Here is a 23203-nt window from a genome sequence, read left to right on the forward strand (position 1 = left end):
GCGCGGCATGGCGGGCCAGCGCGGGAATGCCGGCCGCCGGAACCGACCTTTCCGGCGGCATGATCAATACGGGGATATATCGATGAAAGCAGCTTCATTGCATCCGCGGCCGGTTGCGGCCGCCGCCGCATCCGACGGAGCCGCCAGGCCAGCCGCACGGCGTGCGCGCGCAGCCCGGCGCGAATCCCGGCCGTGGACGGTCAAGGCGACGTTGCGCGCCGCGTTCGCGATCCTGCTGGCCGGCACGCTCGCGATCGGCGTGTTTTCGCTGTGGCAGATCAGCCGGCTGAACGCATCGATTGCGTCGGTCTACGAGCAGGGGCACGTCGCGAGCCGGGCGGCGGAGGAGGTGCGCGCCGAGGTGCTGCGCGCGAGCCGCGCGCAGAAGATGCTGCTGACCGCCACCACCGCGAAGGAGCGCGACGACCTGGGCGCCGAGGTCGGCGCGGGGCTCGCGTCGATCGGCCAGGCGCTCGCGACGCTGCAGCGATACGCGGATCCGGCCGATGCGGACGATTCCGCGCGACTGCGCGCATTCTCGATGGCGGTCGGCACGTGGAGCGGCCATTTGCGCGATTTCGTCGCGCTCGTGCAGGCGCAGCCGCTCGACCTGTCGCAGATGAACTGGCAGGTCGGCACGCAGGACGTGTCGCTGCTGGTCGAAACCGGCAAGCTCGAGAAACTCGTCGCGATGCTCGTGAAGACGCGCGGCGCGAAGTCGAAGGCGACGCTCGATGCGTCCGCAACGATCTTCTCGTCGTCGTTCGCGATGATCGCGGCGATGACGGCTGCGCTGATCGTGCTGGCGATCGCGATTGCCGAAGGGGTCGTGCGCCGCCTCGCGTCGCAGCTCGGCGGCGAGCCCGCGGAGGCGAAGGCGATCGCCGCCGACATCGCGCGCGGCGACCTCGCACGGCCGATATCGCTCGCCCGGCACGACCGCGACAGCATGGTGCGTGCGCTGTCCGACATGCAGACCGGGCTGGCGGCGACCGTCGGCGAGATCGCCGTCAGCGCCGAGGCGATCGCGGCCGCGTCCGGCGAGATCTCGACCGGCAACCTCGACTTGTCGCGGCGCACCGAGCAGCAGGCCGTCGCGCTCGAGCGCACCGCGGCCAGCATGGAGGAACTCACTTCGACGGTGCGGCAGAACGCCGAGAACGCGCGGCAGGCGAGCGCGCTCGCGGCCAATGCGTCGGCGGTCGCGGAGGCGGGCGGCGAAGTCGTCGGACGCGTGGTCGCGACGATGAGCGAGATCGACGACAGCGCGAAGAACATTCGCGACATCATCGGCACGATCGAGGGGATCGCGTTCCAGACCAACATTCTCGCGTTGAACGCCGCGGTCGAGGCGGCGCGCGCGGGTGAGCAGGGACGCGGTTTTTCGGTGGTCGCGGGCGAGGTGCGGCTGCTCGCACAGCGCGCGGCGACCGCGGCGAAGGAGATCCGTGGGCTGATCGGCGCGTCGGTCGAGCGCGTCGCGAACGGCGCAGCGCTCGCGCACGATGCGGGCCGCACGATGAACGACGTGGTGCGGGCGGTCAAGCGCGTGACCGACATCATCGGCGAAATTTCCGCGGCGTCGGACGAGCAGAGCGCGGGGATCGACGAGATCGGCCGCGCCGTCACACAGATGGATGCCGGCACGCAGCAGAACGCGGCGCTCGTCGAACAGGCGGCCGCCGCAGCGAACGCGCTGGACGAGCAGGCGCAGGCGCTCAAGTTGTTGGTCGGACGCTTTCGCATCGCGGCCTGAGCGTCGCATCGTCCCACTCCGTTGCGGGCCGTCCCGCCCGCGACGCGCAGGCTGGCGGGCTGCTGTCGATCGGTGACAAACCCGGCAGTCGGCCCGCGCGCAATCCCTTACAATGCGCCTCCACATAGCGGGGGCCAGAACCCGCGGCGCATGCGCACCGACTCCGGTGCGACCGCACGCCGAGCGGGTCACAACAATGACGATGACGATTTACCTGACGGGATACCTGTGGATGCTCGCGTCCGCGGCCATCGGCATGCGCACGCGCATGGCCGCGTGGCGATGGCTCGCGGCGGGCATCGCGCCGGCCGCCGCGTTCGCCGTGCTGCGGGGCCGGACGGGCACCGACACGGCGATCTACCTCGACATCATTACCGGCATCTGGAGCGGCAACCTGAAGGTCGTGCCGCGCACGCTCGAACCGGGTTTCGTCTGGCTCGTGCGCGCGCTCGCGTGGCTCGGGCACGATCCGCACATCGCGTTGGCGATCCTGTCGCTGCTGGTCGTCGTCGCGTGCGTCGCCGCGTTCGGCCGGAGCGCCGAGGACGCATGCGTGTTCGCCACGCTGATCTTTCCGTTGTTCTTCTACGACATGGCGATGAGCGGCGTGCGCTACGGCGTCGCGTTCTGCGTCGCGAAGCTCGCATCGGACGCATGGGCGCGCAGGCGGCACGGCGCGTCGTTCGCGTTCGCGGCCGCGGCGACCGTGATGCACGTGTCGGCGGCGCTGCTTGTCGTGCTGCTGCAGGTCGGGCGGTTGCGCATGCTGCGCTATGCGGGGCTGGCGGTCGCGATCGGCGGCGTGCTGTTCGCGATGCATCACGACGCGCTGCTCGCGAAGGTCGGCCTGTATGCGGCGTTCACGCCGCCCGCGCAGATGTCGGGCGGCGCGCCGCTCGTGCTTGCGTTGCTGACGCTCGCTGCCGGCTGGGTGCTGCTGGCGCGCATGCCGCGCACGCTCGTGTTTTTGTTCGTCTGCGAGATCGCGAGCTTCGCGCTCGCGCGGATCAGCTATGCGGGGCTGCGTTTCCAGTGGCTCGTGCTGTTCGCGATGGGCTGTCAGTTCGTGCCGCTGCAGCACGTGCCGGGGATCCGACGCCGGCACGTGATCGTCGCGCTGGTCGTGATCGGCGCCGTCGGCTTCGCGATGCGGCTGCGCAACATGCTCGGCGAATACGGGCTCGGCCCGTCGCCGTTCCTGCCTTACCGGTTCTTCTGGGAATGACGCGGCCGGGCGGGGCGCCGCCCGGCCAGCGTTTCATCACGACTTTTTCTGCTTGTCCGGATCGATGATGACCGTGCAGGTCGTGCCCGCCGACAGCACCACGTCGGCCGGCACTTCGTCGATGCGGATGCGCACCGGCACGCGCTGCGCGAGGCGCACCCAGTTGAAGGTCGGATTCACGTCCGCGACGAGGTCGCGGCTTTGCGGGTTGTCGCGATCGTAGATGCCGCGCGAAATGCTCTCGACGTGGCCCTTCATCACGCCGCCGCTCATCAGCCGCATCTCGGCCGGTGCGCCGACCTTCACGCGCGGCAGCTTGGTTTCCTCGAAGTAGCCGTAGACCCAGAACGAATGGCTGTCGACGATCGCGAGCTTCGCCTGGCCGGCCACCGCGTAGTTGCCTTTGAACGTCTGCAGGTTCGTGATGTAGCCGTCGACCGGCGCGACCACGCGCGTGCGTTCGAGATTGAGCTTCGCGGCGTCGAGTGCGGCGATCGCCTGCTGGTACTGCGCGTCGGCGCTCGATGCGCTGTGCGCGGCGTTCTCGCGGTTTTCCTTCGACACGACGAGCGCGTCAAGGTCGGCACGGCGGGCCGCGTCGTCGCGGCGCATCTGCAGTTCCGCGCGGCGGGCGGCGACGGCCGCCTGCGCCTGCTCGACCGCGATCTGGTAGTGCGACGGGTCGATCTGCATGATCAGGTCGCCCTTTTTCACGAGCTGGTTGTCATGCACGGGCAGTTCGACGATCGCGCCCGACACGTCCGGCGCGACGTTGACGATCTCGGCACGGACGCGCCCGTCGCGCGTCCAGGGATCGTCCATGTAGTGCACCCACAGCGAGCGCCCGATCAGGATCGCGACGAGAAGGATGACGGCGGTCGCGACGAAGCCGAAGAGTTTTCTGAGAATCATGATGGTTCGGAATCAACGGTAAACGGCAAGACTCAGTCCGCCGCAAATGCAGACGAGAAGGCACGCGCGGAACAGCGACGGGTGCCAGACGAGACGGTAGAGGCCCGTGTAGGCGAGCAGGCGGTCGACGGCCCAGGTCGCCAGCGCGCCCAGGACGAACATCAGGACCACCGTGGGCATGTAGGCATCGAGAATGGCGATTTCACGCGGCATCATGACGAGGCTCCTTGTTGGGGACGCACAGGGCGGTTGCGGTTGAGCGGCTCGAGCGGCGATTCCGGATCGAGCAGCGCCGTGCGTACGAAATGCAGATGACTCAGGATGCGCTGCAGCCGATGGCGCTCCTCGCGCGACGGCGTGAACGCATCGAGCGTCTGCCGGGTCGCGTCGATCGCGGCGTTGACCGCGTCGAGCGTCGCGTCGAAGCGCGCCGCGTCCGGCTTGCGGAACAGCGCGGACAGCGCGGTGCGCATCGTCTCGATCGCGCGTCGCCACGGCGTCGTCGGCGCATAGCGCGGGTCGGACGGCAGCGTCGCCAGCTCGGTGCGCAGGTCGAGCGCCGCGTTGCCCGTCTCCAGCACCGCGAACATCCAGCGCAGCGCGTCGCGCTGCACGTCGGGCTGGTCGGCCGACAGCGTGTGCGCCTGATACATCAGGTCGCGCGCGCCGCTCTCGAAGCGCGTGCGCAGTCCGGCAAGCCGTGCGTGGCACGCGGCGACCACCTGATGGCGCAGGTCGGCGAACAGCCGCTTCTTGAGCCACGGCGCGGTCGGCGGAAACAGCACCGCGAACGCGATCGCCGAGACGAGCATCGACAGCACCAGCGCGAGCGCATCGTTCATGAAGCTCATCGGGTCGTAGTGCGTGATGTTGTCGGGGCCGGCGAGGAAGCTGAAGAAGATCAGGTAGCCCATCCCGTAGCCCGCGAGCTTCGGCTTCATCGTCATGAAGATGCCGATCGCGAGCAGCGGCGCGAGGGCCGCGCACAGCAGCGGGAAGCCGTCGATGTGCGGGTAGATGCCGAACGTCAGCAGGAAGCCCGTGCAGACGGCCAGCGCGGTACCCATGCCCATCTGCGCGGACATCGCGGTCGGCCGCGGTGTCGACGACGCGAGCGCGCAGGTGGCCGCGGCCGTCAGCGTCATCGTCACGCCGCTCGGCCACGCGGTCTCGATCCAGAACCAGCCGAGCACCAGGATCACGGTCGCGGTGCGAATCGCCGCGATCACCATCGCCGTCACGTTGGTGCGCGGCTCGTAGCGCTCGATCCAGCGTTCGCGCTCGTGCGTCGCGGTCGACAGCGATGCATAGGTCGCCGCGTATTCGTGCAGATCCGTGATGAAGCGGTACAACAGCTCGGTGGCCGTGTCGAAGTCGAGCAGCGGAAAATCCGGCTGCGTCTCGAGCGCGGCGCGCGTCGCGCGGATGCGGCGCGGCAGCGCGTCGCGCCACGCGAGCAGCTGCTCGGCCGCGAGCGCGGCGTCGGCCGACGAGCGCACCGGTTCGCCATTGCGCGTCAGAAGTGGCGCGATCTCGCGGAAGTACGGCTCGATCGCATCGATCGCGGCCTGCGCGCCGGCCGCGCGCAGCCGGTTCATCAACTGATGCAGCGCGTGAAAGCGGCTCGATACGCTCATGAACTCGCTGTTCAGACGCGCGAGGCGGCCGCTGCGCATCCGCGTGTCCGGATCCTCGAATACGGCCATGCTGCGCGCCGCTTCGAAGCCGACCACGTCCGCGACGAAGCGCGTATGGATGGTTTCGATGTGCGCGCGGTCGAGCTGGCCCGACAGCGCCGCCGCGACGTAGTCGACGAAGCTGCTGAAGCGCTTGCGTACCGTCGTGCGCATCTGCTCGCCGGTGTACTGCGGAAACACCAGCGCGCTGACGACGCCTGCCGACACGATCCCGACCATTATCTCGGCGACCCGCGTCATCGCGCTCATGAACGCGCCGTCCGGGTGTTGCGATGCCGGCAGGCCGATCAGCGCGGTCGTGTAACCGGCGAGCAGGAAGCCGTAGCTGCGGAAGTTGCGGTTGCGCGCGGCGCCGGCCGTGCACAGCGCGACCCACAGCGCGACGGCCAGCAGGAACAGCTGCGGCTGCTGCGGGAACAGCCCGACGAACGTGAGCGTCGCGATCAGCCCGAAGATCGTGCCGGCGACCCGGTAGAAGCTCTTCGCGAGCACCGCGCCGCTTTGCGGCTGCATCACGATGAACACCGTGGTCATCGCCGTCTTCGGCGCCGGCAGGTCGAGCCGCATCGACACGCCGGTCGCGATGAACGCGGCAAGCAGTGCCTTGAACAGATAGAGCCACGCGGCGCCGTCGCTGCGGGCCCAGTCGCCGAACGCGGCGGACCAGGCCGCGAGCGGGCCGGCGGCATGTGTGGAAGCGGGGGAGGAGGCGGACATGGCGGTCGCTCCGCGTTACCGTGCGGCCGGCGCGGCGGTCGCGGCGGCGGTTGCGACCTGCGCGGGCCGGACGGCGGCCACGGCGGGCTTCGCACCCGATGCGGTGGCCGGCGCGGCGGCGCTCGCGGCGGATTCGTCGTGCGGCGGATGGCCGGCCTGAACGTCCGTTTCCGGCTCGACGCCGCCGCCGAGCGCAGCCATCAGCTGCGCGTGCGCGGCGAGGCGCTCCGCGTCGATGCGGGCTGCCGTCTCCTGCGCGCGCAGCAGCTGCTGTTGCGCGACCAGCACGTTCACGTAATCGGTCAGGCCGCGGCGGAAGCCTTCGCGCGACAGCTGGTAGCTGCGGTCGTTGGCGGCCACCGAGCGCGCGGCGTCCTTCTTCTGCGTATCGAGCGAGCGGATCCGCACGACCTGGTCGGCGATGTCCTTGAGCGCGCCGACGACCGTCTGGTTGTAGCGCTCGACGGCCTGGTCGTAGCCGGCGTCGGCCGCGCCGAGTTGCGCGCGCAGGCGGCCGCCTTCGAAGATCGGCAGCGACAGCGCGGGGCCGGCCGTCCAGCCGCCGTTCATCGCGCGCAGGAAGTCGGTGAACGGCGCGGTCACGCCGAAGCCGCCGACCGTCGCGAGCAGATCGATGTTCGGGTAGAACGCGGCTTTCGCGACATCGATGCCCCGTGCCTGCGCGTCGACCGTCCAGCGGGCCGCGACGACGTCCGGGCGGCGGCCGAGCAGGTCGGCCGGCATCGCGGACGGCAAGCCGGCCGGCGCGTCGAGCGACAGGCTCGGCCGCTTGATCGCATCGCCGGCGCCCGGGCCCTTGCCCGCGAGCGCGGCGAGCTGGTGGCGCGCGAGCTGGATCGCTTCTTCATAGCTGTCGATTTGGCGCTCGTAGTCGGGCAGCGTCGATTCGGCCTGGCTGACTTCGAGCTGCGTGCCGAGGCCGGCCTGCAGGCGCTTGCGCGCGAGATCGGCCAGCGAGCGCTGGCGTTCGAACGTTTCGTGCGCGAGATCGAGCAGCGCGTAGTTCATCGACATGCCGACATACGCGCGCACGACGTTGACCTCGAGCTCGAGCTTGGCCGCCCGTGCGTCGGCCGCGGTTGCATGCGCGGTGTCGAGCGCGCGCTCGGTCGCGTTCTTGTCCTTGCCCCACAGGTCGAGGTGGTACGACAGGCCGAGCGTGCCGGTGTTGTTCCACGTGTCGGTGTCGGCGAGCGGTCCGGGCCCGTAGTACACGTTGTCGGGCCAGTGCTGGCGCATCAGCGACAGGTTGCCGTTGATCTGCGGCAGTTCCGCCGAACGGGCCACGCGGGCCATCGCCTGTGCTTCGCGCACGCGGGCCTCGGCGGCCGCGAGGGTGGGGTTGCCGGCCTGCGCGGCGGCGATCCACGCGTCGAGTTGCGGGTCGCGGTACGCGCGCCACCAGTCGGACGCGGGCCAGCCCGCGTCGTGGTCCGCCGCGCGGATGGCGGCACCGGCATCGAGCGTGTTCGCTTCGATGCGCGCGGACTGCGGCTTGTTGTCGCCCATGCTCGCGCATCCGGCCATTATTAATGAGACTGCAAGAACCGCCAGTGCCAGCGTCCCTTTTGTTGCCGGAGACCGCACGATTTTCTCCCTTTCGGATATAGATGAGTCGGATGCGATTATATTTTTCAGTGATTCCTGAATAAATGGACAAGGGTGCAAGTCATTTTTACGAATCCTGAGATAATATTTGTTCGCCCCTGTGCAACAATCCCTCCGGATTCAAACGGGTAATGGGATGGATACGTTACAAAACATGCGGGTATTCGTCCGTGTGGTCGACGCGGGAAGCTTTACCGCGGCCGCCCAGCAGATGAATTCGACTACCGCCTATGCATCGCGCGCCGTGTCGGATCTCGAGGCGCACCTCCGCACGCGCCTCCTGAACCGGACGACACGCCGGATCGCGCTGACCGAGGCAGGCGAGCGCTACCTGCAGCGCTGCGAGCAAATCCTCGCGTACGTCGAACAGGCCGAAGCCGAAGCGGGCGACGCGCACGCGCGCCCGTCGGGCAAGCTGAAGGTCCATTGCTTCACGAGCCTCGGGCAGCACTACCTGGTGCCGGCCATCGCGCGCTATCGGCAGCGCTATCCGGACGTGCACGTCGAACTGACGCTCGCGCAGCGGATGCCCGACCTGCTCGACGAGGGGTACGACGTCGCGATCGTCGTGGGCCGCGACCTGCCCGATTCGGGGCTGGTGTCGCAGCGGCTCGGCGAGAGCTACAGCGTCGTGTGTGCGTCGCCGGGCTATGTCGACGCGCACGGCGTGCCGCGGACGCCCGCGGATCTCAAGCAGCACGTCTGTCTCGGGATGGTCGCGCCGGGCTTTCACTTCGACGAGTGGTCGCTGTCGGGGCCGCACGGCGACGAGGTGATTCCGATCACGGCGCCACCGTTCCGCGTGAACGTCGCCGAGGCGCTCGCGGTGGCCGTGCGGGAAGGGATGGGGATCGGCGGGTTGCCGCTCTATTCGGCGATCGGCGGGCTGCGCAGCGGACACATCGTGCGCGTGATGCCCGAATACCGGTCGCACGTGATGAACATCTACGCGCTGTATCCGTCGCGCCAGTACCTCGACGCGAAAATCCGCACCTGGGTCGATTTTCTGCGCGATGAGTTGCCGGCCACGCTCGAAGCCGACGAAGCCGCGCTCGCGCAGTTCACGGCTGCGACATGAGCGCGCGGTCGAGCCCGATCTGACGAGATTTGTCCTTCGCGCAACATTTTTTTACCCTCGGACGGCGGACAGTTTGATACTGTTCAAATCAGAGAGATTTGGATCTGCCCATACCCGGAGTCGCAATGGATACGCAACTGATGATCGGCCTTGGAGTTCTGCTTGGTGCGGCTGCCGCCGCCGCGGCGACGCGCGATCTGCTGCGCGCGATGAAGGCACGGATGAAGCCGGCGCCGGTGCGGGTACGCCCGTCGGCGAACGGATCGCGCCGCGCCGATCGCTGATCGGGCGGCCTTTCGGATCGGGAGGGCCGCATCACGCGGCCGGATGGCCCGGCGCTCAGCCGAGCTCGACCACTCTGTCCCACGCAAACGCGGGATTTTCCAGTTCGCCGGTGCGCCGGTGGATATAGCCGCGCGGGTTGCACACCACGCGCGTGCCGCTGTCGGTCACGTAATCGAATGAAGTATGCGTGTGGCCGTGGATCCACAGGTCCACGGGCGGCCGCACGAGTTCCGCCATGTCCGTGACGAATCCCGCCGACGCCAGGTCTTCCGCGTAACGCTCGGCGAGCGAGCGCAGGTGCGGCGCATGATGGGTGACGACGATCGTGCGGCCGTCGAACGGCGTCGCGAGCCGTGCTTCCAGCCACGCGCGGCCTTGCCGGTGCAGCGCGATCGCGTCGGCCGGCGTGAAATCCCGCTCCGGCGCTTCCGCCGCATGCAGTGCCGCATTGTGCGGCCACGTCACCTGGATCAAGCCCTTGAAATCGAGCATCACACGCATGCCGGCGTCGATCGCGCGTGCGATGCTCGCCTCGTCGGCGCCGAACAGCGAGAAATCGGACCACAGCGTCGTCCCCAGCACGCGAAAGCGCTGTGCCGGATCGACGTACACGCCGTTGTTCAGGTAATGCACGTTGTCGATCGCCTGCGCGGCGTCGCGCATCGCGGTTTCGAGCGCGCCGAATTCCCCGTCGTAGTACTCGTGGTTGCCCGGCACGTAGATCACCGGCACGTCGGGGGCGAACGTTTCGGCGGCCCAGCGCAGGCCTTCCGCGTGATTGTGGATGTCGCCGGCCAGCACGACGAGATCCGCGTCGGCATGTGCGATCGTGTCGGGCTGGTTGCTTTCGAGATGCAGGTCGGACAGGACGCGGACTCTCATGAACATCGCTCCGGGGTGGGGGGCTTCAGCGCAGGACCTTGCCGGGATTCATCAGCCCGCGCGGGTCGAGCGCGGTCTTCAGCGTGCGCATGAGCGCCGTTTCGACCGGCGACTTGTAGCGCTGGGCGTCGTCGATCTTCAACTGGCCGATCCCGTGCTCCGCGCTGATCGTGCCGTGGTGACGGTGCACGTTGTCGTAGACGATGCGATTGATCGGTTTCTGGAATTCCGCGAGGAACGCCTTCGGGTCACCGCCTTCGGGCGTCTGCACGTTGTAGTGCAGGTTGCCGTCGCCGAGGTGGCCGAACGTGACCATCCGCGCGCCCGGCGCGGCTTGCTGGATTGCTGCGTCGGTTTCGTCGATGAAGCGCGCGATCGACGAGATCGGCACCGCGATGTCGTGCTTGATGTTCAGTCCTTCGTCGGCCTGCGCGAGCGGGATGTGTTCGCGCAGGTCCCAGAACGCACGCGACTGCGCGAGATTTTCCGCGACCACCGCGTCGACCACGAGCCCGGCCTCGAACGCCTCTTCCATCAGTTTCTCGAACAGCGCGCGCGCATGCGTTTCGCTCTCGTTGTCCGACAGTTCGAGCAGCACCGTCTGCGCATGCGTGCGGTCGAACGGGTAGCGCAGTTGCGGATAGTGCTTGCCGACGAGCTGCATGCAGAAGTCGGACATCAGCTCGAAGCCGGTCAGCAGCGGGCCGGCCGCGCGCTGCGCGAGCGCGAGGAAGTCGAGCGCCGCGTGCGGCGACTCCAGCGCGGCCAGCGCGGTGACCTGCGCGGCCGGCAGCGGATGCAGCTTCATCACGGCGGCCGTGATGATGCCGAGCGTGCCCTCCGCGCCGATGAACAGGTCGCGCAGGTCGTAGCCCGTGTTGTCCTTGCGCAGACCGCGCAGGCCATCCCAGATCTCGCCCTGCGCCGTCACGACCTCGAGCCCGAGGCACAGCTCGCGCGCGTTGCCGTAGCGCAGCACCGCGGTGCCGCCCGCGTTGGTCGACAGGTTGCCGCCGATCGTGCAGCTGCCTTCGGCGGCGAGGCTCAGCGCGAACAGTCGGCCGCCTTCGCGGGCGCGTGCCTGCACGTCGGCGAGGATCACGCCGGCTTCGACCGTGATCGTGTTGTTGTGCGGATCGAGCGCGCGCACGCGGTTCAGGCGCGCGAGGCTCAGCACGGCCTGGCCGCCGCTTGCGTCAGGCGTCGCACCGCCGGCGAGGCCCGTGTTGCCGCCCTGCGGCACGAGCGCGACGCCATGCGTGTTCGCGAGCCGGACGAGCGCGGCGACTTCGGCCGTATCGGCAGGTTTGAGCACCGCGCACGCGCTGCCTTTGTAGCGGCGGCGCCAGTCGGTCAGGAACGGCTCGGTGTCGTGCGGATCGGTCAGCACGTAGATGGCGCCGATCGCGTCGCGGCAGGCGGATACGAAGGCTTCGGAAGAAATCATCACGTTCGGTCGCGTAAGGGTCAGGACGCGGCGCGCTGCCGCTTCGCCGCGCGCTTGAACGGCGCGACGTACACGAGCGCTGCCACGAAGAAGCCGACGGCGAGCGCGGTCTCGCACCAGCCGAGCGTCGCGGACAACCCGCGGTCGGACATGCCGCGCACGATGCCTTCGGCGAAATAGACGAGGATCAGCATGCTCGCCCACTGCATCGTATAGATGTTACGCCGCCACACGCCGGGCAGCGCGAGCGCGAGCGGCACGGCCTTGAGCATCAGCGCCGAGCCGCCCGGGCGCAGCGGCGCGAGCCACAGTTCCCACGCGAGCGACAACGCGATCAGCGCGACGAGGCACGTGGCCGCGGCCAGCGCGTAGCGCGGCCGGGCGGTGACGGCGGGGCGGGCGGGCGCGTTCATGCGGCTTCGGTGGCCTGGGCGGCGGACAGGGCGGCCGCCGCGCGGGCGAGCCGCACGCCGAGCGCGGCCGCGAGTGCCTTTTCGTCGGCCGACAGCCCTTCGGCCGCGCTGCGATCGTGCTGCGACACGTGCGATGCGCCGTAAGGGGTGCCGCCGGTGCGCGTCGTGCTGAGCGCGGATTCCGTGTACGGGATCCCGACGATCATCATCCCGTGGTGCAGCAGCGGCAGCATCATCGACAGCAGCGTCGATTCCTGGCCGCCGTGCAGGCTGCCGGTCGACGTGAACACGCAGGCCGGCTTGCCGGTCAGCGCGCCCGACAGCCATTGCGGGGTCGTGCCGTCGAGGAAATACTTGAGCGAGGCGGCCATGTTGCCGAAGCGGGTCGGCGAGCCGAGCGCGAGGCCCGCGCATTCCTCGAGGTCGCGGAGTTCCGCGTAGGGCGGGCCGTCGTCGGGGATGTCGGGGGCGGTGGCTTCGCAGACCGTCGAGACGGGCGGCACCGTGCGGATGCGGGCCTGCATGCCGGGCACGCTGTCGATGCCGTTCGCGATCGCGAGCGCGAGATCGCGCGTGGCGCCGTGACGGCTGTAGTAGAGGACGAGAATGTCTTTCATGGGCGGCGGAGCCGCGTGCGGCCGCGCGCATGCCCGGTGCAGTCGGCCCCTGCTGGATCGAGCGGCTATTATAGGGGCTGAAGTCGTCGCGCAGCGCGGCGGCGGCGCGCCATCGCGCGCGCCATCGAGAAGGAGAAGCCGTTTGCCGAAGTTGAGCGTCGATCTCGACACCCTCAAGCGCCTCGCGCAGTTCGCGGCCCGGCGCAGCGCCGAGGATCGCATCCCGCAAGTGGCGGGCAGCCTCACGTTCACGACGATGCTGGCACTCGTGCCGCTCGTGACGGTCGCGTTCGCGCTGTTTACCGCGTTCCCGATGTTCGCATCGTTCCAGATCTCGCTGCAGGGGTTCCTCGCGGATCACCTGATGCCCGCGCAGTTCAACGTCCAGATCTTCAAGTACCTGAACCAGTTCGCGTCGAAGGCCAAGGGGCTGACGACGGCCGGCCTGATCGCGCTCGTCGTCACGTCGGTGATGACGATGATGACGATCGAGTCCGCGTTCAACCTGATCTGGCGGGTGCGCAAGCCGCGGCCGTTCGCGCAGCGCGTGCTCGCGTACTGGGCGCTGATCACGCTCGGGCCCTTGCTGTTTGGCGTGAGCCTGTCGATCTCGTCGTACTTGTTTACGCAGTCGCTGGCGTTCACCGGCGCCGCGCCGTCGACGTCGATCGTCGAATGGCTGCTCGCATTCGTGTCGCTGCCGCTGACCGTGCTCGCGTTCACGTTGCTGTACGTGTATTTGCCGAACTGCACGGTCGCATGGCGCGACGCGGTGATCGGCGGGCTGTTCGCGGCCATCGCGTTCGAGCTCGCGAAGCGCGGCTTCGGCTATTACGTGCGGCGCATTCCGACTTATACGGCCGTATACGGCGCGTTCGCGGCGCTGCCGGTGTTCCTGTTATGGGTGTACCTGAGCTGGTTCATCGCGCTGCTCGGTGCGATGGTGGCGTCCGCGCTGCCGGCGATTCGCGTCGGCCAGTTCCATCGCATCCACTATCCGGGCAGCGACCTGCTCGACGCGCTCGAACTGCTGGCGAGGCTGGCCGAGGCGCGCGCGGTCGGCAAGGCGGGCTATACGGCGATGCGGCTCGCGACCATGTTGCGCTGCGACATGGAAACCGCGCAGCGGCTGCTGCTGACGATGGAGGAGCGGGAATGGATCGCGCGGCTGGAAAGCGGCGAACTCGCGCCGAGCTACATCCTGCTGGCGAATCCGGAGCACCTGACGCTGGCTCAGCTGTTCGACGTGCTCGTGATCGACCGCACGGAGCTGACCTACCAGCTCCAGCGCCGCCGCAGCCACGTCGAAGGGGCGGCATTGCTCGAGGTGCTGTCGAACGACCGGTTCGACGTATCGCTTGCGTCGCTGATCGCCGAGCACCGGCTCGCCGGCGTGCCGCCGGCGGAGACCGTGCCGGGGCCCGTGCCCGGCGGGGCGCCCGACCCGCACGCGCGGCCGCCGAAAACGGCGTGACGCGCCACCGGGCGGGCGTTACAGCGGGATCTTCCCGGTGCAGATGTCCTTGAACATCACCCAGTCGCCCATCAGGCTGTAGATCGGGTGCCGGAACGTGGCGGGGCGGTTCTTCTCGAAGAAGAAGTGTCCGACCCACGCGAATCCGTAGCCGCACACGACCGCCGCCGGCAGCCACGGCCAGTGGCCCGTCGCGATCGCCATCGCGACGCAGCCGATCACGCCGAGCGAGCCGATGAAGTGCAGCCGCCGCGACGTGAGGTTCTGATGTTCGTTCAGGTAATACGGGTAGAAGTCAGCGAAGCTGGCGAATTGATCCGTATGCGTATGCGCCATGGCCGTCTCCTCGGGCCGCTGTCGATGGAGTCATTGTGCGGCGGGCGGCTCGCGTCCGCAAGCGGGGCGGCCGCGCCGCGCGGGCCCGCGCTTTCCTTTTGACAGGCTTTCCGATAGGATCGAAAGCGGATTTGCATTCAAGCATGAGGGGACTACGATGCGCGTCAGCGATATTCTGAAAGTGAAGGGCAACACGCTGTTTACGGTGACGCCCGATAAGCCGCTGCGCGAAGCGGTCGATACGATGGCCGAACACGATATCGGTTCGCTCGTCGTGATGGAGTACGGCGATCTCGTCGGGATGCTGACGTTCCGCGAGATCATCCTGCGCCTCCACGTGAACGGCGGCGCGATCGGCGACGTGCAGGTGCGCAAGGTGATGGACGAGCCGCTCACGTGCACGCCGGAAACCGACGTCAACGAAGTGCGCCGGATGATGCTCGAGCGCCACGCGCGCTACATGCCGGTGCTCGACAAGAAGGTGCTGATGGGCGTCATCTCGTTCTACGACGTTGCGAAGACGGTCGTCGAGGCGCAAAGCTTCGAGAACCGGATGCTGAAGGCGTACATCCGCGACTGGCCGGAATCCGAATCGGAAGCCGAAGCGCAGAAGCCGTGAAACACGTCGCGCCCGGTGCCATGACGCGCGGGCGCTGCCACTCGGCGCACGGCGGCGCAGGTTCAGCCTGCGCCGCCGTTTTTTCGACAACAACACAAGGCCCGCGCAGCTTCGCCCAGACGATGCGCGCGTATTCCGCATGAGCGATCACACGCAAGTCTCTTCCGCGTCGCGCGGCGAACGGCGCGCCCACGCGTCGCAGTTCGACCTGTTGCGCCAGCGCCGTTTCGCGCCGTTCTTCACGACCCAGTTCCTCGGGGCTCTGAACGACAACGTGTTCAAGATCGGATTCACATCGCTCGTCACCTATCACACCGCGCGTTTCTCCGGCGTCGACGCGAAGACGGCCGCGTTCCTGATTTCCGCGATCTTCATTCTGCCGTTCGTGCTGTTCTCGGCCACATCCGGCCAGATCGCCGACAAATACGACAAGGCGACGCTCACGCGCTTCGTGAAGACCTTCGAGATCGTGCTGATGCTGGTCGGCGCGGCCGGCTTCGTCACGCACAGCGCGACGCTGCTGTATCTGTGCACGTTCATGATGGGGATGCACTCGACGCTGTTCGGCCCCGTCAAGTATTCGTATCTGCCGCAGCATCTCGGCGACCACGAACTGGTCGGCGGCAACGGCCTCGTCGAGATGGGCACGTTCATCGCGATCCTCATCGGTACGATCATCGGCGGAGCGGCCGCGGGCATCGAAGGCAACGGTGAACGTGTGCTGGCCGTCAGCGTCGTCGTCATCGCGCTCGCGGGACGGCTCGTCGCGCAGCGCGTGCCGCCGACGCCGGCGCCGCAGCCCGATCTCGTGATCAACTGGAACCCGTTCAGCGAGACGTGGCGCAACCTCGGGCTCGCGCGACAGAATCGCACCGTGTTCCTGAGCCTGCTCGGCATCTCGTGGCTGTGGTTCGTCGGCGCGACGTTCCTCACGTCGTTCTTCAATTTCGCGAAGGACGTGCTGTCCGCGAGCCCCGATGTCGTCACGGTCCTGCTCGCGACGTTCTCGGTCGGGATCGGCCTCGGCTCGCTGCTGTGCGAGCGGCTGTCGCAGCGGCGCGTCGAGATCGGCCTCGTGCCGCTCGGCTCGATCGGCATCAGCGTGTTCGCGATCGAGCTGTATTTCGCGAGCCGCGCGCTGCCGTCGCCCGGGCATCTGCTGTCGGTCGGGGAATTCCTGGCCGGCGCGCGCCACTGGCGCATCCTGGCCGACCTGTTCCTGCTCGCGATGTTCGGCGGCTTCTACAGCGTGCCGCTGTATGCGCTGATCCAGAGTCGCAGCGCGCCGACCCATCGTGCGCGGATCATCGCCGCGAACAACATCCTGAATGCGCTGTTCATGATCCTGTCGGCCCTGATGGCGATGGGGCTGACCAAGGCCGGCGTCGACATCCCGGGCCTGTTCCTCGTCACCGCGCTGTTGAACGTCGTGGTCGCGACGTACATCTACCTGCTCGTTCCGGAGTTCCTGCTGCGCTTCGTCGCGTGGGTGCTGGTGCACACGTTCTACCGGATTCGCCTCGTGCATGCGGAGCGGATCCCGGAAGACGGCGCGGCGGTGCTCGTATGCAACCACGTGAGCTACGTCGATGCGCTGGTGCTGGCGGCCGCGAGCCCGCGGCCGATCCGGTTCGTGATGGATCACCGGATCTTCAAGACGCGCTTCGCGAGCTGGGTGTTCCGGCATGCAAAGGCGATTCCGATCGCGCCGCGCCACGAGGATCCCGACATGCTCGCACGTGCGTACGACGCGTGCGAGGCCGCGCTGAAGGATGGAGAACTCGTGTGCATCTTCCCGGAAGGCAAGCTGACCAAGACGGGCGACATCAACACGTTCCACCACGGCATCACCGAAATCCTGAGCCGTACGCCGGCGCCCGTGATTCCGATGGCGTTGCGCGGGCTGTGGGGCAGCTATTTCTCTCGTCATACCGATGCGCGCATGCCGCGACCCATCAAGCGCGGCGTGATGAGCCGGCTGACGCTCGCGGTCGGCGAGCCGATCCCGGCCTCGGTCGCGACGCCCGAGGCGTTGCAAGCCGCGGTGACCGAGTTGCGCGGCGCGCGAAAGTGAGCAGGGGCGGGCCCGGCGGCTCGCGCCGGGCCGCCCGCGCGGCCGGCCCGTGTGGTCTGAACGGTTCACACGGCCCGCGGGCACGGGACGGCTGGCATAATAGCGGTTTACTTCCTTTTCTCGACCGGCAAACGATCGGCCTGCCAGCGGTCCCGGCAGCGCATCGGTTTGTCCAATTCTCTTTGGGCGGTTCCATCATGTCCGGCAATACCCTCGGCACGCTTTTCACTGTCACGACCTTCGGCGAATCGCACGGTCCCGCGATCGGCTGCGTGATCGACGGCTGCCCGCCGGGAATGGGGCTGACCGAAGCCGACATCCAGATCGAACTCGATCGCCGCAAGCCCGGCACCTCGCGGCACGTGACGCAGCGCCAGGAGGCCGACGAGGTCGAGATCCTGTCCGGCGTGTTCGAAGGCGTGACGACCGGCACGCCGATCGCGCTGCTGATCCGCAACACCGACCAGCGCAGCAAGGACTACGGCAACATCGTCGAGACGTTCCGACCCGGCCATGCCGACTACACCTACTGGCAGAAATACGGCATCCGCGACTACCGCGGCGGCGGTCGCTCATCCGCGCGCCTGACCGCGCCGATCGTCGGCGCGGGCGCGGTCGCGAAGAAATGGCTGCGCGAGCGTTTCGGCGTCGAGGTGCGCGGCTACATGAGCGGTCTCGGCGAGATCGACGTGCCGTTCGTCGACTGGTCGCACGTTCGCGAGAACCCGTTCTTTTCGCCGAACGCGGCGGTCGTTCCGGAGCTGGAAGCCTACATGGACGCGCTGCGCAAGGACGGCGATTCGATCGGCGCGCGCATCGACGTCGTTGCGTCCGGCGTGCCGGTCGGCTGGGGCGAGCCGGTATTCGACCGGCTCGACGCGGACATCGCGAAGGCGATGATGAGCATCAACGCGGTGAAGGGCGTCGAGATCGGCGCGGGCTTCGACAGCGTCGCGCAGCGCGGCTCGGTGCACGGCGACGAACTGACGCCGGCCGGTTTCGTCGGCAACCATGCGGGCGGTGTGCTCGGCGGGATCTCGACGGGGCAGGACATCACCGTGTCGATCGCGATCAAGCCGACGTCGAGCATCCGCACGCCGCGCCGTTCGATCACGAAGTCCGGCGAAGAGGCGACGGTCGAAACCTTCGGTCGTCACGACCCGTGCGTCGGCATTCGCGCGACGCCGATCGCCGAGTCGATGCTCGCGCTGGTGCTGATCGACCATGCGCTGCGCCATCGCGCGCAGTGCGGCGACGTCGAGACGCCGACGCCGAAGATCGCGGGCAGCGCGACCTGAGGCAGCGGGGCCGGCAAGCGCCGGCTCGATCGATTCGATGCGAAACGGGGCGCCTGAGGCGCCCCGTTTTCATTGAGCCGCCGAATTCGGCGGCGCGGCCGATTCGCGCACCCGCAGTTCCGGCAGTATCGCGTAACCGGGCCCGGTTTCGCCGTGCTCGAGTGCGTCGAGCAACGCGCGGGCGGCCTTGCGGCCGATTGCGTCGGTGTCGACCCACATCGTCGTCAGCGCGGGCCGGATCTCGCGAGCCAGCGCGACATCGTCGAAGCCGGTGATCGACAATTGCGACGGCACATCGAGGCCGATCGCCTGCGCTTCCAGCAGGGCGCCGAGCGCGAGTGCGTCGTTGCCGCAGATCACGGCCGTCGGGCGCGTCGCCCCGCTGTCGGCGATCGCGCGCAGGCTCGCGCGCCCGAACGCGATCGTGGCGGGGCCCTCATGCTGGTGGATCGGCCGGACCGCGAGCCCGCGCGCGGCGAGCGTGTCGTGGATGCCGCGCAGGCGGGCCTGCACACGGTCGTTGTCCGCCGAAGGCTGCATGATGATCGCGAAATCGCGATGCCCGAGGTCGAGCAGGTGCGTGGTCAGTCGTGCGAATGCCGCACGGTTGTCGAAGCCGATGCAGCAGTGCGGGCTGTCGTCGCGGTAAGCATAGGTGACGACATACGGCACCCGATGCAGGTCGAGCAGTTCGAATACTTCCGGCGGATAGGCTTCGCCGACCAGCGACACGGCTTCGACGCCGCGCGACAGCATCGCGCGCACCTGCGCGAGCGCCTGTGCCGGGTCGTAATTCGAGCAGCCCAGGAACAGCGTGATGCCGTGCTCGGCCATGACCGCCTGCATGCCCGCTACCTGCGACGCGAACACCTGGTCGTCGAGCGTCGGGATGATCGCACCCGTGATGTGAGTGCGCGTGGAGGCGAGTGCTCGGCCGGCCGCGTTGGGAATCCAGTTCAGCGCGCGTGCCGCGTCGCGCACGCGCTGCTGCACGTCGGCCGAGACCTTGCCGGGATCGTTGTACACACGCGAAACGGTCGCGGTCGACACGCCGGCGAGTTTCGCGACATCCCCGAGCACCGATCGGCCGCTGCCGCGGCGTGCGCGAGTCGTGCCGCCGCTGGATGAGGGCATACTCATCGGTCATCCTCGGGCGCGGCTGCCTCGCAGGCGTCGCGCGTGGTCAAAAACGCCATCGTTTACCCTCGATTCATCGTGGTCCCGCTTGCATTCCCGGTGACGCCTGTGCGAATGTAAGCGCTATCTTGATGCCATTCCGTATTATGTCAGACACAGGTTGCATCCGCATTGTGAAATTTTCGTCGACGATGGCCGCTCCGGCTATTTTGTTTGTCGCAAATGTAAGCGGTTACATCGAATGAAGAGTCACGCAAAGTCCCCTCGAATCGCGGTCGTCGGCAGCATCAACGTCGACCTCGTCACGCATGCGCCACGGCTGCCCGTGCCGGGCGAAACGCTGCTCGGCACGGCGTTCCGGACCGTTCACGGCGGCAAGGGGGCGAACCAGGCGGTGGCGGCGGCCCGTCTGGGTGCATCGGTCGCGATGATCGGCTGCGTCGGCGACGACGCGTTCGGGGCGCGCCTGCACGACGCGCTGGCGGCCGAACGCATCGACGTGGCGCACCTGCACCGGATCGACGGCGAGGCAACCGGCGTCGCGACGATCACGGTCGATGCGCACGGGGCGAACAGCATCGTGGTCGTGCCCGGTGCGAACGCGCGCCTCGATGCCGAATTGATCGACGAAGCGCGCGACACGATCGCCGGTGCGGCGCTGATGGTGTGCCAGCTCGAGGTGCCGATCGAGACCGTCGCGCGCGCGATCGGCAGTGCGATCGCGCATCGCACGCCAGTGCTGCTCAATCCGGCGCCTGCACGGCCGCTGTTCGACGCATTGCTGGCGCGGATCGACTACCTCGTCGTCAACGAAACGGAAGCGGAATCGCTGACCGGCATCGCCGTCGGCGACGACGCCTCGGCGGTGCGCGCCGCCGAGGCGCTGCGCGCGAAAGGCGTCGGCAACGTGCTGGTCACGCTGGGCGCGCGCGGCGTCTGCTGGCGCGGCAGCGCGGGGAACGGCCGCCATCGGGCCATGGCGGTGGTCGCCGTCGATACGACGGCGGCCGGCGACACCTTCGTCGGCGGATTCGCGGCCGCCCGGGCGAGCGGTGCGTCGATGGACGACGCGATCGCGTTCGGCCAGCGTGCTGCCGCGATCAGCGTCACGCGCCACGGCGCGCAGACGTCGATTCCGACACGCGAGGAAGTGGAGAGCATGGCGGTATAGATTCCGCGACGACGGAAGGCGCGGGCAGACACCCGCCTATGACATGGAGACATTCGAAATGAACGAAGACCAGGCTGTTCCGACTGCGCCGCCACGTATCCGGCGCGGACAACGTATCGCGCTCGCGCTGCTGATGGCGAGCGGAATCGTCAACTATCTCGATCGCGGCACGCTGGCCGTCGCGAGTTCGGCAATCCGGAACGATCTCGGGCTGTCGCTCTCGCAGATGGGGTTGCTGCTGTCGGCGTTCTCGTGGAGCTATGCGCTGTGCCAGTTTCCGGTCGGCGGGCTCGTCGATCGCATCGGGCCGCGCCGGCTGCTCGGCATCGGGCTGATCGTCTGGTCGTTCGCGCAGATGGCGGGCGGCCTCGTGTCCACCTTCGGCTGGTTCATCGTCGCGCGCATCGTGCTCGGCATCGGCGAGGCGCCGCAGTTCCCGTCGGCGGCGCGGGTGGTGAGCAACTGGTTTCCGTTGCGCGCACGCGGTACGCCGACCGGGATCTTCAACGCGGCATCGCCGCTCGGTACCGCGCTCGCGCCGTTGCTGCTGTCGGTGCTCGTCGCGTCGTTCGACTGGCGCTGGGCGTTCTTCATCACGGGGGCACTCGGTCTCGTGGTCGCCGTCGTCTGGTTTGCGTCGTATCGCGATCCGGCGCGTGCGCAATTGACCGCGGCGGAACGAGGGTATCTCGATGCCGATGCGCAGACGACCGTCGCGGCCCCCAAGCTGACCTTCGCCGACTGGCGCAGCCTGTTTTCGCACGGCACGACCTGGGGCATGCTGATTGGCTTCTTCGGTTCGGTGTATCTGAACTGGGTCTACCTGACCTGGCTGCCGGGATATCTGACGATGGAGCGTCACATGAGCCTCATTCGCACCGGGTTTGCGGCATCCGTGCCGTTCCTGTGCGGGTTCGTCGGTTCGCTCGTTGCCGGCTGGCTGTCGGATCTGGTGACGCGCCGCAGCCGCTCGCCGGTCGTGAGCCGGCGCAATGCGGTGGTCGTCGCGATGCTCGGCATGGTCGCGTTCACGATTCCGGCTGCGCTCGTGCAGAGCAATACGGTCGCGCTCGCATGCATTTCGGTCGTGATCTTTCTCGCCAATGCGGCATCGGCATGTTCGTGGGCGCTCGCGACGGCGGCCGCACCGCCGAGCCGTGTCGCATCGCTCGGCGCGATCCAGAATTTCGGCGGCTTCATCGGCGGTGCGCTCGCGCCGATCCTGACGGGTGTCATCGCGCAGAAGTGGTCGTTCGTGCCGGCGCTGCTGACCGCGGCGGCAATCGCCTTCGCCGGCGCGATGGCTTACCTGCTGCTGGTGCGCAAGCCGATTCCCGAGCAGTCCGCGAGTGCCGCGCGCGGAGCGCTGCCGGCCTGAGGCCGCCGGCTACCCCCTGTATTCACTGAAGGAAGGAGAAACAGATGCAATCACATCAGCAGGCGAGCACGACCATCGAAGGGATCGTGCCGGTGATGCTGACGCCGTTCGACGATGCCGGCGCAATCGACTACGCGGGCCTCGAACGACTCATCGAATGGTATCTGGCGCACGGCTCGGATGCGCTGTTCGCGGTCGCGCAATCGAGCGAGATGCAATTCCTGAGTCTCGCAGAACGTGCGGAACTTGCGCGTTTCGTGGTCGAGCGGGTGGCCGGGCGTGTGCCTGTCGTCGCGTCCGGGCACGTCAGCGAAGATCTGGACGCGCAGGTCGCCGAGCTGTGCGCCGCGGCGGAATCGGGTGCGCAGGGCGTCGTGCTCGTGACCAACCGCCTCGATCCACAGCGCAAGGGCAGCGCCGCGTTTCTCGATCATCTTCACAAATTGCTCGCCCGATTGCCGACGGATCTGCCGCTCGGCTTGTATGAATGTCCGGCGCCTTATCGGCGATTGCTGTCCGATGACGAACTGCGCGCGTGCATCGACACGGGCCGCTTCGTGATGTTGAAGGACGTGAGCTGCGACCTGGAGACGGTGAAGCGGCGCGTTGCGCTGGCCGCGGGCTCGCCGATGAAGATCCTGAATGCGAACGCCGCGATCGCATGGGATGCGATGAAGGCGGGCTCCGCCGGTTTCAACGGCGTGTTCACCAACTTCCATCCCGATCTGTATCGGTGGCTGCGCACGCAGGGCGACTCGGATCCGGTGCTTGCCGACGAGTTGTCGACGTTCCTGGTGCTCTCGGCGGTGTCGGAAGCGCTTGGCTACCCGGCGCTCGCGAAGATCTACCATCAACGGATCGGCACGTTCGGATCGATTCGCTGCCGTGCGATCGACTACGACGTGCGCGAGCGGTTCTGGGCACTCGACGCGGTGCTCGACAAGATCGTGTCCGGCACCGAGCATTTCCGTCGGCGGATTGCGGCGCGTTAGCGCCTCCGGTTCGGGGCGCGGTTCGGTGCGGCAATCGCGCGCCCGGTGGCGGGCAGGGCGGCGTCG

The 23203-nt window shown here is 68.1% G+C and carries 21 protein-coding genes; 11 read left to right on the forward strand and 10 right to left on the reverse strand.

Annotated features, from left to right (window positions below; genetic code table 11):
* Positions 1-82: 82 nt before the first annotated feature.
* Both HWX22_RS12920 and HWX22_RS12925 read left to right on the forward strand, forming a co-directional pair.
* Entirely contained in the window at positions 83-1756 is a 1674-nt protein-coding gene (locus HWX22_RS12920; RefSeq protein WP_175915769.1) for a methyl-accepting chemotaxis protein, read from the forward strand.
* A gap of 196 nt (positions 1757-1952) precedes the next feature.
* Complete coding sequence (locus tag HWX22_RS12925; protein WP_175915770.1) at positions 1953-2981, forward strand: EpsG family protein; 1029 nt, start codon at positions 1953-1955, stop codon at positions 2979-2981.
* A gap of 36 nt (positions 2982-3017) precedes the next feature.
* On the opposite strand, the gene HWX22_RS12930 is transcribed toward HWX22_RS12925, so the two are convergent.
* From HWX22_RS12930 to HWX22_RS12945, 4 genes are read right to left on the reverse strand one after another with little or no spacing between them, the layout of a single operon-like run.
* The gene (locus HWX22_RS12930; RefSeq protein ID WP_047900486.1) at positions 3018-3893 is read right to left on the reverse strand and encodes an HlyD family secretion protein; all 876 of its coding nucleotides are present in this window, start codon (positions 3891-3893) and stop codon (positions 3018-3020) included.
* Positions 3894-3905: 12 nt separating this feature from the next.
* Positions 3906-4109, reverse strand: a complete 204-nt coding sequence (locus HWX22_RS12935; protein ID WP_011351756.1) for a DUF1656 domain-containing protein — start codon at positions 4107-4109, stop codon at positions 3906-3908.
* A complete protein-coding gene (locus tag HWX22_RS12940; protein WP_175915771.1) occupies positions 4106-6307 on the reverse strand; it encodes an FUSC family protein in 2202 nt (733 codons plus the stop codon). Before HWX22_RS12940 ends, HWX22_RS12935 begins: the two co-directional genes overlap by 4 nt.
* A gap of 15 nt (positions 6308-6322) precedes the next feature.
* Positions 6323-7915: an efflux transporter outer membrane subunit gene (locus HWX22_RS12945; protein ID WP_175908210.1), complete on the reverse strand. Its 1593-nt coding sequence runs from the start codon at positions 7913-7915 to the stop codon at positions 6323-6325.
* Between the two features lie 157 nt (positions 7916-8072).
* Between HWX22_RS12945 and HWX22_RS12950 the strand changes: the two genes are divergently transcribed.
* Both HWX22_RS12950 and HWX22_RS12955 read left to right on the forward strand, forming a co-directional pair.
* Positions 8073-9014: a LysR family transcriptional regulator gene (locus HWX22_RS12950; RefSeq protein ID WP_059818018.1), complete on the forward strand. Its 942-nt coding sequence runs from the start codon at positions 8073-8075 to the stop codon at positions 9012-9014.
* 125 nt (positions 9015-9139) lie between these two features.
* Positions 9140-9298 (forward strand): hypothetical protein, encoded by a 159-nt coding sequence (locus HWX22_RS12955; RefSeq protein WP_175908214.1) that lies wholly within the window; start codon positions 9140-9142, stop codon positions 9296-9298.
* 55 nt (positions 9299-9353) lie between these two features.
* Here the strand turns inward: HWX22_RS12955 and HWX22_RS12960 are convergent, their stop codons facing one another.
* The 4 genes from HWX22_RS12960 to wrbA are packed head-to-tail and all read right to left on the reverse strand — an operon-like array spanning position 9354 to position 12658.
* Complete coding sequence (locus HWX22_RS12960) at positions 9354-10181, reverse strand: metallophosphoesterase (protein ID WP_175908216.1); 828 nt, start codon at positions 10179-10181, stop codon at positions 9354-9356.
* Between the two features lie 25 nt (positions 10182-10206).
* Positions 10207-11628: an FAD-binding oxidoreductase gene (locus HWX22_RS12965; RefSeq protein WP_175908363.1), complete on the reverse strand. Its 1422-nt coding sequence runs from the start codon at positions 11626-11628 to the stop codon at positions 10207-10209.
* Positions 11629-11648: 20 nt separating this feature from the next.
* On the reverse strand, positions 11649-12041 hold the full coding sequence (locus HWX22_RS12970) for a DUF2069 domain-containing protein (protein ID WP_059818024.1): 393 nt from the start codon (positions 12039-12041) through the stop codon (positions 11649-11651).
* Positions 12038-12658, reverse strand: a complete 621-nt coding sequence (gene wrbA / locus HWX22_RS12975; protein WP_175908218.1) for an NAD(P)H:quinone oxidoreductase — start codon at positions 12656-12658, stop codon at positions 12038-12040. The genes HWX22_RS12970 and wrbA overlap by 4 nt, the downstream gene beginning before the upstream one ends.
* 142 nt (positions 12659-12800) lie before the next feature.
* On the opposite strand from wrbA, the gene HWX22_RS12980 reads away from it, so the two are divergent.
* The gene (locus HWX22_RS12980; protein WP_059818028.1) at positions 12801-14132 is read left to right on the forward strand and encodes a YihY family inner membrane protein; all 1332 of its coding nucleotides are present in this window, start codon (positions 12801-12803) and stop codon (positions 14130-14132) included.
* A gap of 18 nt (positions 14133-14150) precedes the next feature.
* Here HWX22_RS12980 and HWX22_RS12985 read toward each other — a convergent pair whose 3' ends face one another.
* Positions 14151-14468 carry an Mpo1-like protein gene (locus HWX22_RS12985; RefSeq protein WP_059524162.1) on the reverse strand — a complete coding sequence of 106 codons (318 nt, stop codon included), beginning with the start codon at positions 14466-14468 and terminating at the stop codon, positions 14151-14153.
* A gap of 157 nt (positions 14469-14625) precedes the next feature.
* On the opposite strand from HWX22_RS12985, the gene HWX22_RS12990 reads away from it, so the two are divergent.
* From HWX22_RS12990 to aroC, 3 genes are all read left to right on the forward strand, one after another.
* Positions 14626-15087, forward strand: coding sequence for a CBS domain-containing protein (locus tag HWX22_RS12990; protein ID WP_059524164.1), 462 nt, complete (start codon positions 14626-14628; stop codon positions 15085-15087).
* Between the two features lie 139 nt (positions 15088-15226).
* Positions 15227-17161, forward strand: coding sequence for an MFS transporter (locus HWX22_RS12995; protein WP_059524166.1), 1935 nt, complete (start codon positions 15227-15229; stop codon positions 17159-17161).
* Between the two features lie 197 nt (positions 17162-17358).
* Positions 17359-18459, forward strand: coding sequence for a chorismate synthase (gene aroC, locus HWX22_RS13000; protein ID WP_059524168.1), 1101 nt, complete (start codon positions 17359-17361; stop codon positions 18457-18459).
* Positions 18460-18528: 69 nt separating this feature from the next.
* On the opposite strand, the gene HWX22_RS13005 is transcribed toward aroC, so the two are convergent.
* Positions 18529-19599, reverse strand: coding sequence for a LacI family DNA-binding transcriptional regulator (locus HWX22_RS13005; RefSeq protein ID WP_059818029.1), 1071 nt, complete (start codon positions 19597-19599; stop codon positions 18529-18531).
* A 238-nt stretch (positions 19600-19837) separates the two neighbouring features.
* On the opposite strand from HWX22_RS13005, the gene rbsK reads away from it, so the two are divergent.
* The 3 genes from rbsK to HWX22_RS13020 are packed head-to-tail and all read left to right on the forward strand — an operon-like array spanning position 19838 to position 23137.
* Complete coding sequence (gene rbsK / locus HWX22_RS13010) at positions 19838-20767, forward strand: ribokinase (protein WP_175915772.1); 930 nt, start codon at positions 19838-19840, stop codon at positions 20765-20767.
* A 58-nt stretch (positions 20768-20825) separates the two neighbouring features.
* On the forward strand, positions 20826-22145 hold the full coding sequence (locus HWX22_RS13015) for an MFS transporter (protein WP_175908224.1): 1320 nt from the start codon (positions 20826-20828) through the stop codon (positions 22143-22145).
* 44 nt (positions 22146-22189) lie between these two features.
* Complete coding sequence (locus tag HWX22_RS13020; protein ID WP_175915773.1) at positions 22190-23137, forward strand: dihydrodipicolinate synthase family protein; 948 nt, start codon at positions 22190-22192, stop codon at positions 23135-23137.
* Positions 23138-23203: the final 66 nt, after the last annotated feature.

It is taken from the genome of Burkholderia sp. BCC1638 (genome assembly GCF_902833195.1).
In the GTDB taxonomy this organism is placed as follows: Bacteria; Pseudomonadota; Gammaproteobacteria; order Burkholderiales; family Burkholderiaceae; genus Burkholderia; species Burkholderia diffusa.

Excerpts from the sequence above, each read along its gene's own strand:
- HWX22_RS12920 (WP_175915769.1), top strand. The coding sequence starts at position 83 with ATGAAAGCAGCTTCATTGCATCCGCGGCCGGTTGCGGCCGCCGCCGCA.
- HWX22_RS12925 (WP_175915770.1), top strand. The coding sequence starts at position 1,953 with ATGACGATGACGATTTACCTGACGGGATACCTGTGGATGCTCGCGTCC.
- HWX22_RS12930 (WP_047900486.1), bottom strand. The coding sequence starts at position 3,893 with ATGATTCTCAGAAAACTCTTCGGCTTCGTCGCGACCGCCGTCATCCTT.
- HWX22_RS12935 (WP_011351756.1), bottom strand. The coding sequence starts at position 4,109 with ATGATGCCGCGTGAAATCGCCATTCTCGATGCCTACATGCCCACGGTG.
- HWX22_RS12940 (WP_175915771.1), bottom strand. The coding sequence starts at position 6,307 with ATGTCCGCCTCCTCCCCCGCTTCCACACATGCCGCCGGCCCGCTCGCG.
- HWX22_RS12950 (WP_059818018.1), top strand. The coding sequence starts at position 8,073 with ATGGATACGTTACAAAACATGCGGGTATTCGTCCGTGTGGTCGACGCG.
- HWX22_RS12955 (WP_175908214.1), top strand. The coding sequence starts at position 9,140 with ATGGATACGCAACTGATGATCGGCCTTGGAGTTCTGCTTGGTGCGGCT.
- HWX22_RS12960 (WP_175908216.1), bottom strand. The coding sequence starts at position 10,181 with ATGAGAGTCCGCGTCCTGTCCGACCTGCATCTCGAAAGCAACCAGCCC.
- HWX22_RS12965 (WP_175908363.1), bottom strand. The coding sequence starts at position 11,628 with ATGATTTCTTCCGAAGCCTTCGTATCCGCCTGCCGCGACGCGATCGGC.
- HWX22_RS12970 (WP_059818024.1), bottom strand. The coding sequence starts at position 12,041 with ATGAACGCGCCCGCCCGCCCCGCCGTCACCGCCCGGCCGCGCTACGCG.
- wrbA (WP_175908218.1), bottom strand. The coding sequence starts at position 12,658 with ATGAAAGACATTCTCGTCCTCTACTACAGCCGTCACGGCGCCACGCGC.
- HWX22_RS12985 (WP_059524162.1), bottom strand. The coding sequence starts at position 14,468 with ATGGCGCATACGCATACGGATCAATTCGCCAGCTTCGCTGACTTCTAC.
- HWX22_RS12990 (WP_059524164.1), top strand. The coding sequence starts at position 14,626 with ATGCGCGTCAGCGATATTCTGAAAGTGAAGGGCAACACGCTGTTTACG.
- HWX22_RS12995 (WP_059524166.1), top strand. The coding sequence starts at position 15,227 with ATGAGCGATCACACGCAAGTCTCTTCCGCGTCGCGCGGCGAACGGCGC.
- aroC (WP_059524168.1), top strand. The coding sequence starts at position 17,359 with ATGTCCGGCAATACCCTCGGCACGCTTTTCACTGTCACGACCTTCGGC.
- HWX22_RS13005 (WP_059818029.1), bottom strand. The coding sequence starts at position 19,599 with ATGAGTATGCCCTCATCCAGCGGCGGCACGACTCGCGCACGCCGCGGC.
- rbsK (WP_175915772.1), top strand. The coding sequence starts at position 19,838 with ATGAAGAGTCACGCAAAGTCCCCTCGAATCGCGGTCGTCGGCAGCATC.
- HWX22_RS13015 (WP_175908224.1), top strand. The coding sequence starts at position 20,826 with ATGAACGAAGACCAGGCTGTTCCGACTGCGCCGCCACGTATCCGGCGC.
- HWX22_RS13020 (WP_175915773.1), top strand. The coding sequence starts at position 22,190 with ATGCAATCACATCAGCAGGCGAGCACGACCATCGAAGGGATCGTGCCG.